Origin of the sequence: Idiomarina piscisalsi (genome assembly GCF_003987095.1) — a bacterium.
Lineage (GTDB): Bacteria > Pseudomonadota > Gammaproteobacteria > Enterobacterales > Alteromonadaceae > Idiomarina > Idiomarina piscisalsi.
Genome location: NZ_PIQA01000001.1, coordinates 664,493 through 679,447 on the forward strand (window position 1 = coordinate 664,493; position 14,955 = coordinate 679,447).

General features: G+C 46.0%; 16 protein-coding genes. 9 read left to right on the forward strand and 7 right to left on the reverse strand.

The features are described from left to right. Positions 1-2,001, forward strand: a complete 2,001-nt coding sequence (locus CWI73_RS03330; RefSeq protein WP_126751538.1) for an LTA synthase family protein — start codon at positions 1-3, stop codon at positions 1,999-2,001. On the opposite strand, the gene CWI73_RS12535 is transcribed toward CWI73_RS03330, so the two are convergent. After that, complete coding sequence (locus CWI73_RS12535; RefSeq protein ID WP_198675144.1) at positions 1,998-3,056, reverse strand: GGDEF domain-containing protein; 1,059 nt, start codon at positions 3,054-3,056, stop codon at positions 1,998-2,000. The two genes, CWI73_RS03330 and CWI73_RS12535, sit on opposite strands and share 4 nt — an antisense overlap. Beyond that, on the reverse strand, positions 2,998-3,888 hold the full coding sequence (locus CWI73_RS12540) for a hypothetical protein (RefSeq protein WP_198675145.1): 891 nt from the start codon (positions 3,886-3,888) through the stop codon (positions 2,998-3,000). Before CWI73_RS12540 ends, CWI73_RS12535 begins: the two co-directional genes overlap by 59 nt. 99 nt (positions 3,889-3,987) lie before the next feature. On the opposite strand from CWI73_RS12540, the gene CWI73_RS03340 reads away from it, so the two are divergent. Continuing rightward, the gene (locus tag CWI73_RS03340; protein ID WP_100691858.1) at positions 3,988-4,455 is read left to right on the forward strand and encodes a DUF4199 domain-containing protein; all 468 of its coding nucleotides are present in this window, start codon (positions 3,988-3,990) and stop codon (positions 4,453-4,455) included. Positions 4,456-4,463: 8 nt separating this feature from the next. Here the strand turns inward: CWI73_RS03340 and CWI73_RS03345 are convergent, their stop codons facing one another. The 4 genes from CWI73_RS03345 to CWI73_RS03360 all read right to left on the reverse strand — a co-directional run bounded on the left by CWI73_RS03345 (position 4,464) and on the right by CWI73_RS03360 (position 6,907). Then, on the reverse strand, positions 4,464-4,838 hold the full coding sequence (locus tag CWI73_RS03345) for a YchJ family protein (RefSeq protein WP_126751539.1): 375 nt from the start codon (positions 4,836-4,838) through the stop codon (positions 4,464-4,466). Between the two features lie 26 nt (positions 4,839-4,864). Then, complete coding sequence (locus CWI73_RS03350; RefSeq protein WP_338033521.1) at positions 4,865-5,389, reverse strand: manganese efflux pump; 525 nt, start codon at positions 5,387-5,389, stop codon at positions 4,865-4,867. 96 nt (positions 5,390-5,485) lie between these two features. Further along, positions 5,486-6,685, reverse strand: a complete 1,200-nt coding sequence (locus tag CWI73_RS03355; protein WP_241968810.1) for a putative manganese transporter — start codon at positions 6,683-6,685, stop codon at positions 5,486-5,488. Positions 6,686-6,694: 9 nt separating this feature from the next. Continuing rightward, entirely contained in the window at positions 6,695-6,907 is a 213-nt protein-coding gene (locus tag CWI73_RS03360) for a DUF1653 domain-containing protein (protein WP_126751540.1), read from the reverse strand. Between the two features lie 97 nt (positions 6,908-7,004). On the opposite strand from CWI73_RS03360, the gene CWI73_RS03365 reads away from it, so the two are divergent. The 3 genes from CWI73_RS03365 to CWI73_RS03375 are packed head-to-tail and all read left to right on the forward strand — an operon-like array spanning position 7,005 to position 8,424. After that, a complete protein-coding gene (locus CWI73_RS03365) occupies positions 7,005-7,280 on the forward strand; it encodes a type II toxin-antitoxin system Phd/YefM family antitoxin (RefSeq protein WP_053952431.1) in 276 nt (91 codons plus the stop codon). Continuing rightward, positions 7,280-7,606, forward strand: coding sequence for a type II toxin-antitoxin system RelE/ParE family toxin (locus CWI73_RS03370; RefSeq protein ID WP_053952432.1), 327 nt, complete (start codon positions 7,280-7,282; stop codon positions 7,604-7,606). Before CWI73_RS03365 ends, CWI73_RS03370 begins: the two co-directional genes overlap by 1 nt. Positions 7,607-7,623: 17 nt before the next feature. Continuing rightward, positions 7,624-8,424 (forward strand): NAD-dependent protein deacetylase, encoded by an 801-nt coding sequence (locus tag CWI73_RS03375; RefSeq protein WP_126751541.1) that lies wholly within the window; start codon positions 7,624-7,626, stop codon positions 8,422-8,424. Positions 8,425-8,612: 188 nt separating this feature from the next. On the opposite strand, the gene CWI73_RS03380 is transcribed toward CWI73_RS03375, so the two are convergent. Then, on the reverse strand, positions 8,613-9,122 hold the full coding sequence (locus CWI73_RS03380) for a helix-turn-helix transcriptional regulator (RefSeq protein ID WP_126751542.1): 510 nt from the start codon (positions 9,120-9,122) through the stop codon (positions 8,613-8,615). Positions 9,123-9,220: 98 nt separating this feature from the next. Here CWI73_RS03380 and CWI73_RS03385 point away from each other — a divergent pair, with 98 nt between their 5' ends. From CWI73_RS03385 to CWI73_RS03400, 4 genes are read left to right on the forward strand one after another with little or no spacing between them, the layout of a single operon-like run. Continuing rightward, positions 9,221-10,417 (forward strand): TolC family protein, encoded by a 1,197-nt coding sequence (locus CWI73_RS03385; RefSeq protein ID WP_126751543.1) that lies wholly within the window; start codon positions 9,221-9,223, stop codon positions 10,415-10,417. Further along, positions 10,414-11,454: an efflux RND transporter periplasmic adaptor subunit gene (locus CWI73_RS03390; protein WP_126751544.1), complete on the forward strand. Its 1,041-nt coding sequence runs from the start codon at positions 10,414-10,416 to the stop codon at positions 11,452-11,454. The genes CWI73_RS03385 and CWI73_RS03390 overlap by 4 nt, the downstream gene beginning before the upstream one ends. Beyond that, positions 11,454-14,519 (forward strand): efflux RND transporter permease subunit, encoded by a 3,066-nt coding sequence (locus CWI73_RS03395; protein ID WP_126751545.1) that lies wholly within the window; start codon positions 11,454-11,456, stop codon positions 14,517-14,519. Before CWI73_RS03390 ends, CWI73_RS03395 begins: the two co-directional genes overlap by 1 nt. Beyond that, a complete protein-coding gene (locus tag CWI73_RS03400; RefSeq protein WP_126751546.1) occupies positions 14,512-14,814 on the forward strand; it encodes a DUF3240 family protein in 303 nt (100 codons plus the stop codon). Before CWI73_RS03395 ends, CWI73_RS03400 begins: the two co-directional genes overlap by 8 nt. Positions 14,815-14,955 lie beyond the last annotated feature (141 nt).

Consider the following 14,955-nt stretch of genomic DNA (forward strand, 5'->3'; position numbering starts at 1 on the left):
ATGCCTGCAGAAAGATCACAGAATACGTTATGGCAAACACTGGCGCTTTTTAAGCCGCTATTGTACTTTTTTCTGCTAGCGCTGGCGTTGCTGAGCAGTTCCCGATTAATGCTGGCGTGGCTCTACTCCGATAGAGTTGACAACGCTATTAGCTGGTTTGACTTTATATTGCTGGGCATTCGAGCAGATGTCGTCCAAATCGGCTATTTTGTTCTCATTCCACTGTTGCTGTTATCGCCTATGGCGTTCGCACTGCATAAGCCACTAATGCAGCTGTGGTGGCGACGTTTATGGATCGTATGGAGTCTCATTTGTGTCGTCGTATTCTGGTTTATGGAAATTTCTACACCGGCATTTTTAGCACAATACGATACTCGTCCAAACCGATTGTTCTTTGAGTATCTTGCCTACCCTAAAGAGGTATTTTCAACTTTAATTAACGGGTTTGCAGGTTGGTTATTTATTGGCATCGCCTCTACGACAATCGTTATTTTTGTTGCGTACCGTTGGTATAAAAGAACCGATAACCGTTTTAACACTCGAACGATAAAACGTCGCTATCTTATCGGTGTCATACCGATCTTAATAATTTGCACGCTGTTTGGTATACGTTCAACACTCGCGCACCGACCCGCTAATCCGGCATTTTTTTCTGTCACCTCCGATGCCATGGTGAATTCATTGATTTTAAACTCCACCTATACGTTGGAGTACGCACTCTACAACCTTAAGCACGAAGCACAAGCCAATCGTGTCTATGGCTCGCTCAGTAATGACAAAGTCATTAGCGAGATTCGGCAAACTGAATATTTAAGAAACACTGAATTCCCGTATGACAACTACCCGACTGTTCATTACCAACAGGCGTCAGTTAGCCGCTCCCAACCGCTGAACATTGTTATCATTCTGGAAGAAAGTTTGGGAGCAACTTTTGTTGAGTCACTGGGGGGCAAGCCGTTAACGCCTAATCTTGAACACCTAAAAAGCCAGGGTTGGTGGTTCGAGAGCCTGTACTCTACTGGAATACGCTCAGTTCGCGGTATCGAAGCAGTTGTTTCCGGTTTTCTACCAACGCGGGCACGTTCTACGGTTAAGCTGTCCGGCTCTCAACGGCAGTTTTTCACGCTTGCAGACGTTCTAGGTCGTCAGGGTTACCACACCGAGTTTATTTATGGTGGCCAGGCGCACTTCGACAATATGGCGAGTTTCTTTGTTGGCAATGGCTTTCAGTCCGTCATCGATCAGGACGATTACGAAAACCCTCGCTTCGTTGGCAGCTGGGGAGTCAGCGATCAAGATTTATTCGACAAGTTACACCAACGCTTAGTGAATACAGAAGCTTCCACACCACAGTTTACGTTGGCATTTACCTCATCGAATCACGAGCCATTCGAATTCCCTGACGGGGAAATAAACTTGTCCGAGCAACCGAAACAAACTGTTCACAATGCGGCTAAGTATGCGGATCATGCACTCGGTGAGTTTTTCGCCAAGGCAAAAAAAAGTGACTACTGGCATAATACACTATTTCTAGTGGTCGCTGACCACGACACCCGCGTTTATGGCGAAGAACTTGTTCCGGTGCAAAAGTTTCATATTCCGGGATTAATTTTGGGCGCTGATATTCAACCAAAAACAGTATCTACAATTACCAGCCAAATTGATTTGGCTCCGACCTTGCTTTCTTTAGCCGGCATTTCCGCCTATGTTCCAACTATCGGGCAGGACTTGAGTCAATCAGATGTTAAACCGGCTAATCGAGCCATGATGCAATTTGGGGACAATTATGGCTGGTTGCAAGGCAGTAAAGACGGGCAAATATTGACGGTACTTCAAGTCAAGAAACCCGCAGAGCAGTTTCTATACTCCCCGGCACAGAACGAGCTCACGCCACTCCGTAAAAATTTGAGCGAAAAGCACCTACGCAAAGTGGTTGCACATGCCATGCTACCGTCTATTCTCTATCAGGGGCGCTCGTATTATGTCCCCTTACAGAACTAAGACTCCACACATACACAATTCCGACCGGCCTTTTTCGCTTCGTATAACTGCCGGTCAGCCCGTCTAATCGCATCAGCCGCTGACTCATCTGAATGAATAGCAGCCGCCCCCATACTTATTGTCAGTATCGGCAACTCAGCTGTCTTAAAGTCATGAGGAATGGCCAAAGTCATCACCGCCTCACGCAGCTCATTCAACTTTTTATCAATAGATTCAGCTGCGGGGATAATAATAGCAAGCTCTTCTCCCCCATACCGATAGACTTTCAGTGGCGTTCTTTCAAGTAAACAGACGGCTATTTTTTTCAATGCTCTGTCGCCAGCCTCATGTCCGTAGTTATCGTTATAGGGCTTAAACTCGTCTATGTCTGCCATCATTAAATAATAAGGCTTTCTTGATTCAATCGCAGCTTCCAGATCACAATCAAACGCTCTGCGATTGAACAGCCCTGTTAGCCCATCCATGTGCGCCAGCGCGTCAAGTTGCCTGTTTGCTTCGGCCAACTCCTCCGTACGAGCCTCAACCTGCTGCTCCAAGTCATTTTGAGCGGCAATGAATCGTGACGCCATTGTTTTAAACGCATCCAAAGCCTGTTTAACCTCACCACGCGCTTTTATTGATGCGGCACGGTGAGACAAAGCTTCTTGGTAGTTTCGCTGACCCATAAGTGATGCCACAGTAGCAACTTCATGCAGTGGCTTGGAGACTTCTCGCTGGATCAGCCAATAGGTCATCAACAATGTTAGTATCACTAAACCAACACCCGCGGCAACTAGTTGAAGTGGTAAAATAATAGCCTGCTTGCGTATTTCCTCAAGCGGATAAGCGGTTATGTGCCACCAATCAGGGCCAGCTATTTTATCAATAATAAGCAATTGATCATCTACTGCATTTTCCAACGTTATAGAGGTGTCATTAAGCTCTGCCTCCATCACCAGATGACTCAACTGTTGATATAAAGGCTCATCATAAGTTTGTGAAGTCAGCGTTGAACGCTCAATGATTGCATCCTGAGACAAGTTGGATGCAGCAATTAAGTCTCCCTTTGTATTCAAAAACAATGTGTTCTGATTTAGGCCTCTTTTTCTGTGTTAAATCACTCAGTAAACTGCCTAACGCAACATCAAAGCTCGCATTCGCTAAATGCAGCCCATTTAAGTCTATCGGTTTTTGGTAGGTAATCGTCCAGACATCGGCAGAGAGGTCGTAATACAATCCTGTCCAATTTGGCTTCCGCTCAGGATTCTTACTTCGCAACGTCGATTTGACCACCGAGAAGTCGGTTATAACCAGGTCTTTGTCAGCCAGCAATCCCCACGGAGACTCTTTTGAGTACATCAAAAGAATGTTTTCAGGCATTGAAAAGTGCGTGTTCGCAACATCCTTTTGCCATGCCGGGGCAAGCTCGTTTAACGTAAACTGCGCAGCAATCACACGTGATTTTAATTCATCATTTATGGGTTTCTCTCGAGGTCCAAGAAAGGCGCTTAACGATTCAAAGTAATCCCCATTAAACGATATCCCCCGGTTAAAAGCCGGCTTCAACCGAAAAACACCCGGCGATGTCTCCTGATACCATTGATTAAACCACTCATTGGTGGATTCGTTACTTTTCATCAGTTGATATTGAGAAAGAAACTCTTCCGCTAAAATATTCGCGTTACTTTCAATACGCTTGAATAAGGCCTGGTTGCGTTCAAGCGTTGGAGATAAGTCTTGTTGAAGCAGGTGTATTACCCGTTCCCGAGCATTACTATAAGTTGTCAGGAACGTAATTGCAGAAGCAATAACGACAAGGGAAATTGCCCAGATACTGATTTTGACCAATAGAGCTGTCGTCAGCTTTTCATGCCGCTGCAGCCGGCGATCGTCTTTTCGTCTTTCCAAAATAATCAACCGTTGTCTTTTTCGTAAATCTAACAACTATTTTGAACAAATGCTATTATCAAAGCACACGAAACAACAATCAAAACCAAGGTCGAAATGATGAAAGAAATAAAATGGGGCTTAATTTTCGTTGCAGCGATTATTTTGTGGCTTATCATTGAAAGGCTAACAGGCTTACACACTCATAATATCGAGTATCACGCGATATTTACCAACGTGTTTGCCGTGGTGGCCATTGTCATTTATATCATTGCGTTACGCGATAAAAGAGCGTCATTACCCAATCAGGAAATGACATGGTTACAAGGTTTTATTAGCGGTTTGAAAATTGCGGTTGTGGTGGCGGTGCTATCGCCCGCTGTGCAATTATTGGTTCACTACGTTATTTCGCCGCAGTTCTTTCCAAATATGAAAAGCCACGCCATTGCATCTGGCATGATGAACGAAGATCAGGCTGAAAAATATTTCAATCTGACATCGTACATGATGCAATCAGCAATAGGCGCCTTGGTGATGGGTGCTATCACCGCCGCTGTTGTCGCTTTCTTTCTAAAACGACGCTCTTAAGGGCGTCGTTATTTCACCTTACCACTTAGGTAAAACCAACGACCCTGCTCGCGCACAAAGTCGGAATGCTCTTCCATAAAACCCACGTCAGCGCCCTCTTTATAAAACGCCCGGAAGTGCACTTTGCCTTTATCGCCTGTTTGCTCAGAGGACATGACCTGTAATTTTAACCAGTCAGGCGAGTCCGATAAGTCAAGCGACATAGGACATGTACTGGGATGCCAGGTTTTCAGTAGGTAATTGGTAAGCTGTTTTACAAAGGCACTGTAACGCGATCGCATCAGTTGCTCTGGGGTGTCGGCCCGCATCGTCTCAATATGTAACGGTTCGCAACACCCTGAATACTCATCTCCACTGCCGCACGGACACAGCTCGCTACTCATAACCTACACCTAGTATTTGCTGATCACTATAAATGACTATACAAAACCCATATACCAATAGTAATTAGAACCACACCGCCACAAATTTCTGTTCGTTGCCCTAGCCAGCCTCCAACGATACGGCCCAAGAGCACACCAATAGTTACCATTATTGCGGTCGCTAGCCCAATTAACCCAGCCGCAAGCCAGATGTTCACTTCAATAAATGCCAGGGTTATTCCTACGGTTAGCGCATCAATACTCGTTCCTATTGCGGTCACGACTAGCTTAAGAAAAGAGCCAGTATTCGGAGTAAAGTCAGCGTCATTCTCTTCTGTTTTTACTCCCTCATAAATCATGTGAAGGCCTAATATCGTTAATAGCCCAAAAGCTAACCAATGATCCCACGCCTGCACGTAAGACTTTGCAGAATAGCCAATAAGCCAGCCGATAAGCGGAGTAGAACCTTCAATCACACCAAACAGAATACCTATTTTAGCGGCTTGTTTGAACGTTGGTTTGCGTAATGCTGCTCCCTTACCAATTGCTGCAGCAAACGCATCCGTTGACATAGCAAAAGCAAGGAGGATTAATGCAATAACAGTCATAATATAAAAGGTTAAGCGTTTTCAGATTGGCGCGCATAGTAACACAGAAACACCCAGCCCTTACTCAAATAAAAAGTAATAGCCATAAGCCACAATAAAGGCTGGGATAGCCGAATAAACCGTTGCTAATATTGCCGCTTTTGGAGCTAACGCGATGGCGGGAAAGAGCGCATCGCCGTCGTTACTAATAGCGTTACCGAGTTGAGCTGAAAATGGAATAGAGCCGTTAATGTATAAACTTGTCACCAGTATCTGCGGACCACAGCCTGGTAAAAAGCCGATAACAACCGCTATCAAAACAACCATTGGCCCCCACGACGCAAACATGCCCGCAATATCAATACCAAGCAGCTGAACCGGAATTTCGAAAGCCAAAAAAGCCAGCACGACCCACCCGGTGACGAACTGAGTGTCCAGAACCGATTTATTTAGCCACCCCTCATGATGTGTCGTGGGCTCTTCACTGGTTATTGCCGAATAGCCGGTGAGATCGGACGTAAACGCCCATAACACCAAGATAAGAAAAGTCACTGTCGCAGCAATGGTTTCAACCGTATTAGCCGGTAAATGGAGTGGTTCATTGAGCTCTAGTTGGAGTGCAACCGCTACTGCCCCAATGAGTGCGGGTATAAAAATAACTTTCCAAAAACGCACAGACCATCTCAGCACCGTTTTGCGGGTTCTGCTTGGCTCGGGTCCACACAGGCTTTCTTTGCTGTCAGAAGCGCCTTTACTCAGCAGCCAGTCGGTTTTTCCTTTATGAAACAGATTAACGATATAGCCACTGATAGCTCCAACCACCAAACTTATTGCGACAATAAGTAACGCATCGGCAGGCTTTTGTGCCAGCAGTAAGAACGCAGCATCGCCCATAGTACTGGTTAACACAGCAACTACCGCACCAAAACTTGTCAAACCGCGAGTGAACTGTGTAACGACAATAATCGCGCCGCCACAGCCGGGCAACGCGCCCAGTAACGCAGCAATAGCAACTTCCTGTAGGGGATGCTGTTGCATATAGCTGGCTAAACGCTCTTTATCAAGATTGCGAGTTAAACTGTAATACAGCGCCAGCGACGCAAAGACAAATACAGATACCTGCAAAAACGCGTCCGACAACACTTGAAGTGTCACCGCACGAGTAACAGGAACAAGCAACAATATGGCAAGCAGAATAGGAAGAATAATGCGGAGGTTCGGCTTCAGCTGACCTTCTTTGCATTCCATCATGAGCTCGTTAAATTTCAATTTTGAGTCCATACTGTCGGACTACTCCTCTATGAGTCGAAATCTAGGCAGGCTCTGCCCTCCAACGTCGACCGACTCGATAAACATATCATACGGTCTTACCCATAGTTTTTGTGCACCATACAGCGGCTGATACAGTACCAGCGTTTCTTCCGTTTCACTGTGCGTTACTGTGTCTATCACTCGGTAACGGTTGCCTTTGTAGTGTTCGTAAATACCGGGGGTTATTGTCATAAGCTTCTTTGTTGCGTGTTTTTTTCATAGTAAAGCTTTTTGACCGCATCGCAAATAAAGACTATATTTAGACCAAATTTAGTCACCAGGATCTGTTATGGCACTTTCTGACAAAATTAAACCGATAAGCTATTTAAAAGCCAATGCTGCGAAAATTTCATTAGAGCTCACTGAGAGTGAAGGCCCAATGTACATTACTCAGAATGGTGAAGCGAAGATGGTGGTTCAGGACGTAAAGAGCTTTGAAAAGACTCAGGAAACACTGGCCATGCTTAAAATTCTAGCCTTGGGTAACCAGCAAATAGAGAGCGGCAACATTCAAGCGGCCGACAGCGCTTTTGATAATCTAAAACAAGAGCTTAATGATCGTTAATGACCTACTCTGTAAAACTGACCGCTGACGCAATTAAAGATATTCAGGACATTGTTGATTACATAGCTCTAAACGACTCTAAAGCTAAAGCGCTTAATACTCTTGAAAAGTTAAGGTCTTCAGTTGCCAGCTTAAGCGAATCGCCGGAGCGTGGGGCATACCCAAACGAACTTACGTCACTTGGTATAAAAGAGTTTCGTCAAATTCAAACGCCTCCGTATCGCTGTATATACAGAATAATAAACACCGATGTTTTTGTTCTTATCGTTGCTGATGGTCGCCGGGATATGCAAGCATTACTGCAGCGGCGTTTGCTGCAGGGTTAGGCTCAACTAGAAGCTTTATGTCTGAGAATAGAAAAACACTCCAACATTTTTTAGAGCAGAATAAACCAGTAACCGTGTTAACAGGTGCAGGCTTAAGTACGGCTTCAGGTATTCCCGACTACCGCGACAGTAACGGTAACTGGAAAAGCGCTCCGCCGATGCAGCATCGCGACTTTATGACTAACGAGCTACTGCGCAAGCGTTACTGGGCACGCGCTTTACACGGTTGGCCGGTACTTTATAACGCACAGCCTAATGCTTCACATTTGGCACTAGCAAAAATGCAGAAAGAAGGCTTAATAGGTACTATTATTACTCAAAATGTAGACGGCTTACACCAAAGAGCCGGAGCCACAGACGTAATAAATTTACATGGCTACGCTAATGAAATGGTTTGCATGAGCTGTGGCGCACAATCACCTCGTTTGGAAATGCACGAACGCTGCCTGGCACTGAACCCAGAGTTCGCTGAAATAGACGCCGCCGCCCTACCCGACGGCGATGCTGACATAGAAACCGACTTCTCAACCTTCCAAATAGCCGACTGCTTAAATTGCGGCGGTATTTTAAAACCAGACGTAGTGTACTTTGGCGACACGGTGCCGAAGACCCGTGTCGCAGAAGCAAAGCAGGCGTTAGCTGAAAGCGGAGGGTTATTAGTTATAGGCTCATCATTAATGGTGTTTTCAGGTTATCGCTTTGCCCGCCAGGCCGCTAAAAATAACCAGCCCATTGCAATTTTAACTCGCGGTAAAACCCGCGCTGATGACTTAGCTACATTTAAAATAGATGAAGATATTGAGAGTGTGTTGGTGTGAAACAAGCACTTCCTTATCGTTGCATCGAAAAATTTGACTAGTAGTTTTAATAACTTACCTTATGAAGATTAAAAAACAACCTAAGCGATAGACCTTATGCTTTCAGACAATAGTCCCGTATTATCGACAATATACTTAACACTGGTATTAGCATGGCAGTACTCATCGCTCTCCACTCGTGAAAACATTTACTCAAGTAGCGTATCGATTAGCCAAGCCGATAGATTATTGCGGCCACTCAAACCGGATTTAGCATAGACTGATGACGCCTGCTGGCGCACCGTCTTTTCTTTGGTGCTTCTAACTTCAGCTATCTCGTTAAAACTTAACCCCTTGATTAATAAAACAGCCACCTCTTGTTCACTGGGCGATAGTTTCCATTGTTTGAACCAAGACTGCACTGCAGTATATGAATCTGGAGCGCTGTCTAGCTTTAATTTAGCTTCCTGGTTTTCTGCGCCGTCTTTTTCGCGCTGCTGATGCCTTGTTAAAGCCTCTTTTACCTGTTGCAGTTCGCGGTTACGCGCTAACACTCGTTTCCATAGCACAACAAATGCAGCAATCGAAATAACCACCGTTATTCCCTCTATGGCTAAGTGCCAGGTTGCCACTTGCATATGGTAATCCGCCACGACATCCGAAATATTAGCAAATGCGATAAGTAAAAAAATTACCATTAATAGTCGGTCAATTGTCATAAATTCCCCATAACATACTACGCTTAGGACATCTGCCCGATGCATTAATGCCTTAAAAACCCTAGTCTTTAGGATAATATTAACCGATGGAGGCTTTGATGTCTTTGTTCCGCGTCATTCCCGGTAAGTTGTTTTTTAGTCTATTGGCTGTTGCAGTGTTGTTGCCTAGTCTGCCAACCCAAGCCAATAATCCATCACAACAAACGCTACTGCAGTCAACTGTTGAGCGACTCAAAACAGATGGCATGGCTATAGCCGCTGATTTTAGCCAGCGCCGATGGCTATCTTCAACGCCTCGATTAAATCTCATGCATTGGCAGACTGACGATGACCGCTTTGGCGCTAACGAGACCGAACTCGTTTTAGCAATGGAATTTTTAAATCCTGCCCAACGCCAGCTTAATCATCATGCCGAACAACTGGTTCAACAATACCAACAACTTCAAAACCTGCAGCTTAAGCTAACCGCAAGCGGTGTGCTACGTGAACTGTTCTGGCAAGCCAAACAACGACGCGCCGAACTCGCGTATGCCGAACAAGTCGTTGACCAATTAAGTCAGCTACAACGGCAGACCCAGTCACTGGTTGAGGCCGGTGAACGTCCTGCTTATGCAGGCATTATTGTCACGCAACAACAGCAAACGGCGCAGAGTCAGGTTGCAGAAAAGCAAATAGCTTTACAGCAACTCGAACGTCTTTGGCAACAACTCACCGGTGTTACCGCAGTACCGACGTCACTTGATGAACCTGAACAAGCGCAACACGCCACACCAACGCATCCCGAATTGCAACGTCTACAGTTACAATGGCAATTGGCCTTAAATGCAACCGAGCAGAGTATCGCCGCAGAAAAAAGTTGGGGCGTAAATGCGGGGTATAAATACATTGATGCGCCCAACCAAAGCGAAAACCAGTGGGGATTGGGTTTTAGCCTGCCGCTTAGTTTTTCTCAGTCGCTTAATGCCAGTGAACTGGTTGGCTTGCAACAGCAACAAAACGAGTTAAACCAATCACTAAGACAGACGCAAATACGCCTTGAGCTCGACATCGTCGACGCACAAAGTCAGTTAGCGCAACTCAAACAACAACATCAAAGTAATCGTCAAAATGCCAAGCTAAGTCAGCAGGCCATCGAACAGCTAAACAACCTGTACCAACAAGGCCAAATCGATACGCGCTTGTACATTGATCGTTTACTTGAGCAATTGTCCTATCAACACGCCGCACAGCTTAGTCAAATCCAAGTCAAGCAAGCCCAGGCATTCGTTAATCAAGCAAAGGGAATTACTTTATGAAGCGTCGTACCCCTTCTCGTCTAACCGCTACTCTTAACCTGATCGCTAATATATTAGGTCTTGCTTTGTTGGGAACAGTAACAGCACCGAATGCTTTGGCAGCAAAATCAATTGCTGTCGAGCAAGTCAGTAACTACGAGCTGCGTCCGCAAACTGCCGAAACAGCCGAAGTAGTTACTTTTTCGCCCGTTACGGGACGTTATCAAGCCACGCCGGGTAGCGTATTAACCTTAGCCAACCCCTTCGAAAATGCTGCGGTCGACTATGCGGTTGTTGATGGCCAGGCACTGGAGCCGGGCACCCTGATTGCACAATTAAATGGCCCGTCGGTAGAGCACTTTTTCCATCGTGTTGACATGCTACAAGAGCAATACGCTGTTGCCACCAAACAATATCAAAACAAAAAGCGCTTATTCGAGAATAACGCGATTGCTGCTGATGAGTGGCAGCAGTTTTTAACGCAATACATTAACCTGAGTGATGCCTTGCACGATATTAACGTGATGTTACGGCGAGTCACGCAAACAGGTGAGCAATCGGCACAACTTATTGCAACAGAATCCGGCATTTGGCGCACCAGCACTAATAGCCAGCAATTAGGCTCGCTACTAACAAAAGAGCGACTCGCTGTGGTCGCCGAGATTCCTTTAGCACAGGCAAAAAACATCACGCATGTACAAATCAACAGCCTGCAACTACCAGTAAGGCAACGCGAACAAACCGTCCGTAATGGCTTTGTTCGCGTTTGGAGTGAGCCACCTGGACAAGTGGCATGGACAATTGACCAACGTTTTACCGTTGAGCCTCAAGCGAAACTTGAAAATACCTACCGAGTGCCGGCCAGTGCCATTGCCACCCTGCAAGATCAAGCCGTGGTATTTAGTATCGACAATTCGACAATTAAAGCAGTACCGGTTGAATTACTTAGCTTACAAAATGCGCATTACTTCGTGCTATCAGCCACCGCGTTGAATCGCATCGCAACCAACTCTGTTGCCGCTCTTAAGGTTATAGCTAACGAGCAGGAGGCGCAGTAATGATTAGCCGTTTACTGAGCTTTTCGCTAAAAAATCGTTTGTTTGTTTTTATTACGTTTTTACTAATAATAGCCGCTGGCATTCAATCCGTTCGGCAGTTACCCGTAGACGCCTTCCCGGAGATCTCACCGACTCAGGTTAACGTCATTTTACGCGCCCCCGGCATGGCCGCAGAGCGGGTAGAAAATCAAGTCACTCACCCATTAGAAACAGAACTACTGGGTATACCGAATCAAACGATTTTACGCTCGACAACTAAATATGGGATTACCTCCATAACGCTGGACTTTGAAGAGGGCACAGATATTTACTGGGCGCGCCAGCAAGTAGCAGAAAAACTCGCTGCGGTAAGCAAGGACTTACCCACCGGTATTCAAGGCGGTATGGCGCCAATGAGCACGCCGTTGAGCGAAATGTTTATGTTCACGGTAGAAAACCCAGACATGAGCCTCACACAAAAACGTCACTTACTGGATTGGGTTATTCGACCCACGTTACGCACTGTCGAAGGTGTTGCTGACGTTACCAATCTTGGCGGTAAAGTCAGAACCTTTCAGTTTACGCCGTCTGCGGCTAACTTGAGTGATGCCGGAATCTCCCTGGAAAGAGTAAAGGACGCCCTTGCTGATGCTAATCAAGTCGGTAATCTCGGCCGTATCACACAAGGTACCGAAACCTTCAGCGCAAGAGTGACCGGACGTGTCGTATCGCTTGACGATCTGGCCGCTATTAACGTGACCAATCAGCAACAACAAGTGTATAGGCTGGATCAGCTTGGCGAGGTGACACTCAGTTACCTACCCCGGTTTGGGGCCATTACCAAAGATGGCGAAGAGGCTGTTGAAGGCCTGATTGTGGGCTTAAAAGGTGCCAATGCAGCAGCCGTGGTCGACGCTGTGGAGCAGAAACTAGCCCAAATTCAACCAAGCCTGCCGGAAAACACGGACATCAATGTGTTCTATAACCGAAAAGGCCTTATTGACACTGCCATAGCAGGTATCTCTGATGCACTGATGCAGTCGATTGTTTTAGTTGTCGCGGTATTAGTGTTCTTCTTACGCAATGTGCGCGCCTCAATTTTGGTCTCGTTATCGATTCCTGTAGCCGCGCTTATTACCTTTATTTGCTTGCAGTTACTGGGATTATCAGCAAACTTAATGAGTTTAGGCGGCCTCGTTATTGCCATCGGGATGATTGTTGACTCATCAGTCGTGATTACTGAGAAAATCGAAACGGAATTAAACTCCCAAAAACAACTTCCCCTGCTACACAAGATTTACCGTGCCAGTTTGTCTGTTGCTCCGTCAGTGGTTAGCGGTACCGTCATCATTATTTTAGTATTTTTACCCCTGCTCACGTTGACCGGGCTTGAGGGCAAACTGTTTTCACCGGTGGCTTTGACCATTGTTATCGCTATTACCGCAGCGTTAGTCACTTCACTCACACTGATTCCGGCGCTGGGCTCGTTATTGATGCGTCCCAAGGACCGTCGCAACCAGTCTCTTGAACGCATGCAAGACCGCTACCAGCGTATTTTATCGCATGTTGTCAAGCGCCGAAATGCCACCCTGGCTGGGTTTGCCGCGATACTCAGTTTAAGCGTCTTTAGTTTTATCATGGTGGGTAAAATTTTTATGCCTACGATGGACGAAGGCGACATTATCGTACAGCTGGAAAAATCACCAACCATCTCGCTACCAGAATCCGTCGCCCTGGATACCCAAGTAGAGCGCGAACTACTCGCTAAGATCCCCGAGATCAAACAAATTGTGGCACGCACAGGGTCAGATGAACTGGGTTTAGATCCCATGGGGCTTAACGAAACCGACGTGTTCATGGAGCTTAACCCCAAAGACAGCTGGCGTTTTGACAGCAAACAAGAACTCATTGACGCCATTCGCGAGGTGGTATCCGCCTATCCGGGCATGAATGTTAACTTCACCCAGCCTATTCAAATGCGTATTTCGGAAATGTTAACCGGCAGTAGCGGTGATGTCTCGATTAAAGTGTTTGGTGATGACATGAACACGCTGGCCAATATTACCGATAAAGTCATTGAGCAAGCCGAACAAGTGCAAGGTGCGGTCGATGTGCAGGCCAGTGTAATAACCGGCGCTCGTTTTTTAAGTATCGTACCTAACATGCAGCAACTTCGTTATTACGGTATTTCCAAACAAAATTTTAGTGAGTTTATCTTGTCACAACTCAGTGGTTTTCCTGTCAGTGAGGCCGTTGACGGACGTATTCGCACCCCTATCGTGATGGGCTCACAAAAATCAGCGGGTAACTATCACTCAGTCAGCAACATCGAGTCGATGTCTATCGTCACTGAAAACGGCGAGACCGTTGCCCTTCAACAACTGGCTGATATCACGTTCGAGCATGGACCTGCCATTATCGAGCGCGAAAATTCTAATCGCTATGCATTAATTACCAGCAATGTTGAAAATCGCGATGTGGTCGGCTTTGTCGACGAGCTACAGCAACGCATCAAAGCTAACGTAGACCTTGAGCCTGGCTATTTTATTGAATACGGCGGTGAGTTCGAAAACCAGGCCCGTGCCAGTGCCAATTTACTCATGGTTATTCCGGTTGCCCTGCTATTGATCGTCATCTTATTGTTTAGCTCGATGGGATCAATGGGCCTAACGACGATTGTGCTGACCAACATACCCTTTGCCTTAAGTGGCGGCGCCATTTCGCTGTGGCTGAGTGGCGAATACATGTCCGTACCCGCCTCCGTCGGTTTTATTGCATTGATGGGGGTTGCCATCCTCAACGGCATCGTCATGATTAGTCACTTTGAGCAGACCCGGGTACATTTCAGTGACTTCCGTAGCTTGGTGATTGAAGGCGCAAAAGACCGCCTGCGACCGGTATTAATAACTGCTATTACAGCAATTTTTGGTCTGATCCCGCTATTAATGTCGAGTGGTCCAGGTTCGGAAGTGCAAAAACCACTGGCAGTGGTGGTCATTGGTGGGTTAATTACAGCAACTCTGGCCACGTTATTATTACTGCCTATTTTATACTTACTAGTGAACAGGAAGTCAGGCGATGCCTAATAAGTTATTAAAACTCTATTTAAGCCGCGAACAAAAAGCAGACTTAGTCGACTGCCTAATCCAGCTCGATGTTATAAGCGGCTTTAGCTTCTACGATATTGACGGCTTTAGCCGCAACCACGAGCGCTTTGATATCGACGAGCAAGTTCGCGGTGCGCAGCGTATGGTGATGGCAGAAGTTATTTGCTCCAACGAGGATGTTCATTGTATTCAAGAAGCTATATCGCAGCTTCATTTTAAAGAGCCCATGCGTTATACACTACAACCGTTAGACGACGTTGGTCATTGGCTTTAAAAAAGTTAGCCCCCAGGCACCTTAAACAGAAAGATGCTTGGGGGATTAAAACTCAACGTGGTAAAAAGAAGAGTGGTAATGATGACCTTTTTCATGAAAACACTCTGATGAACCGAACGAGCTAAATAATAACAGATTATT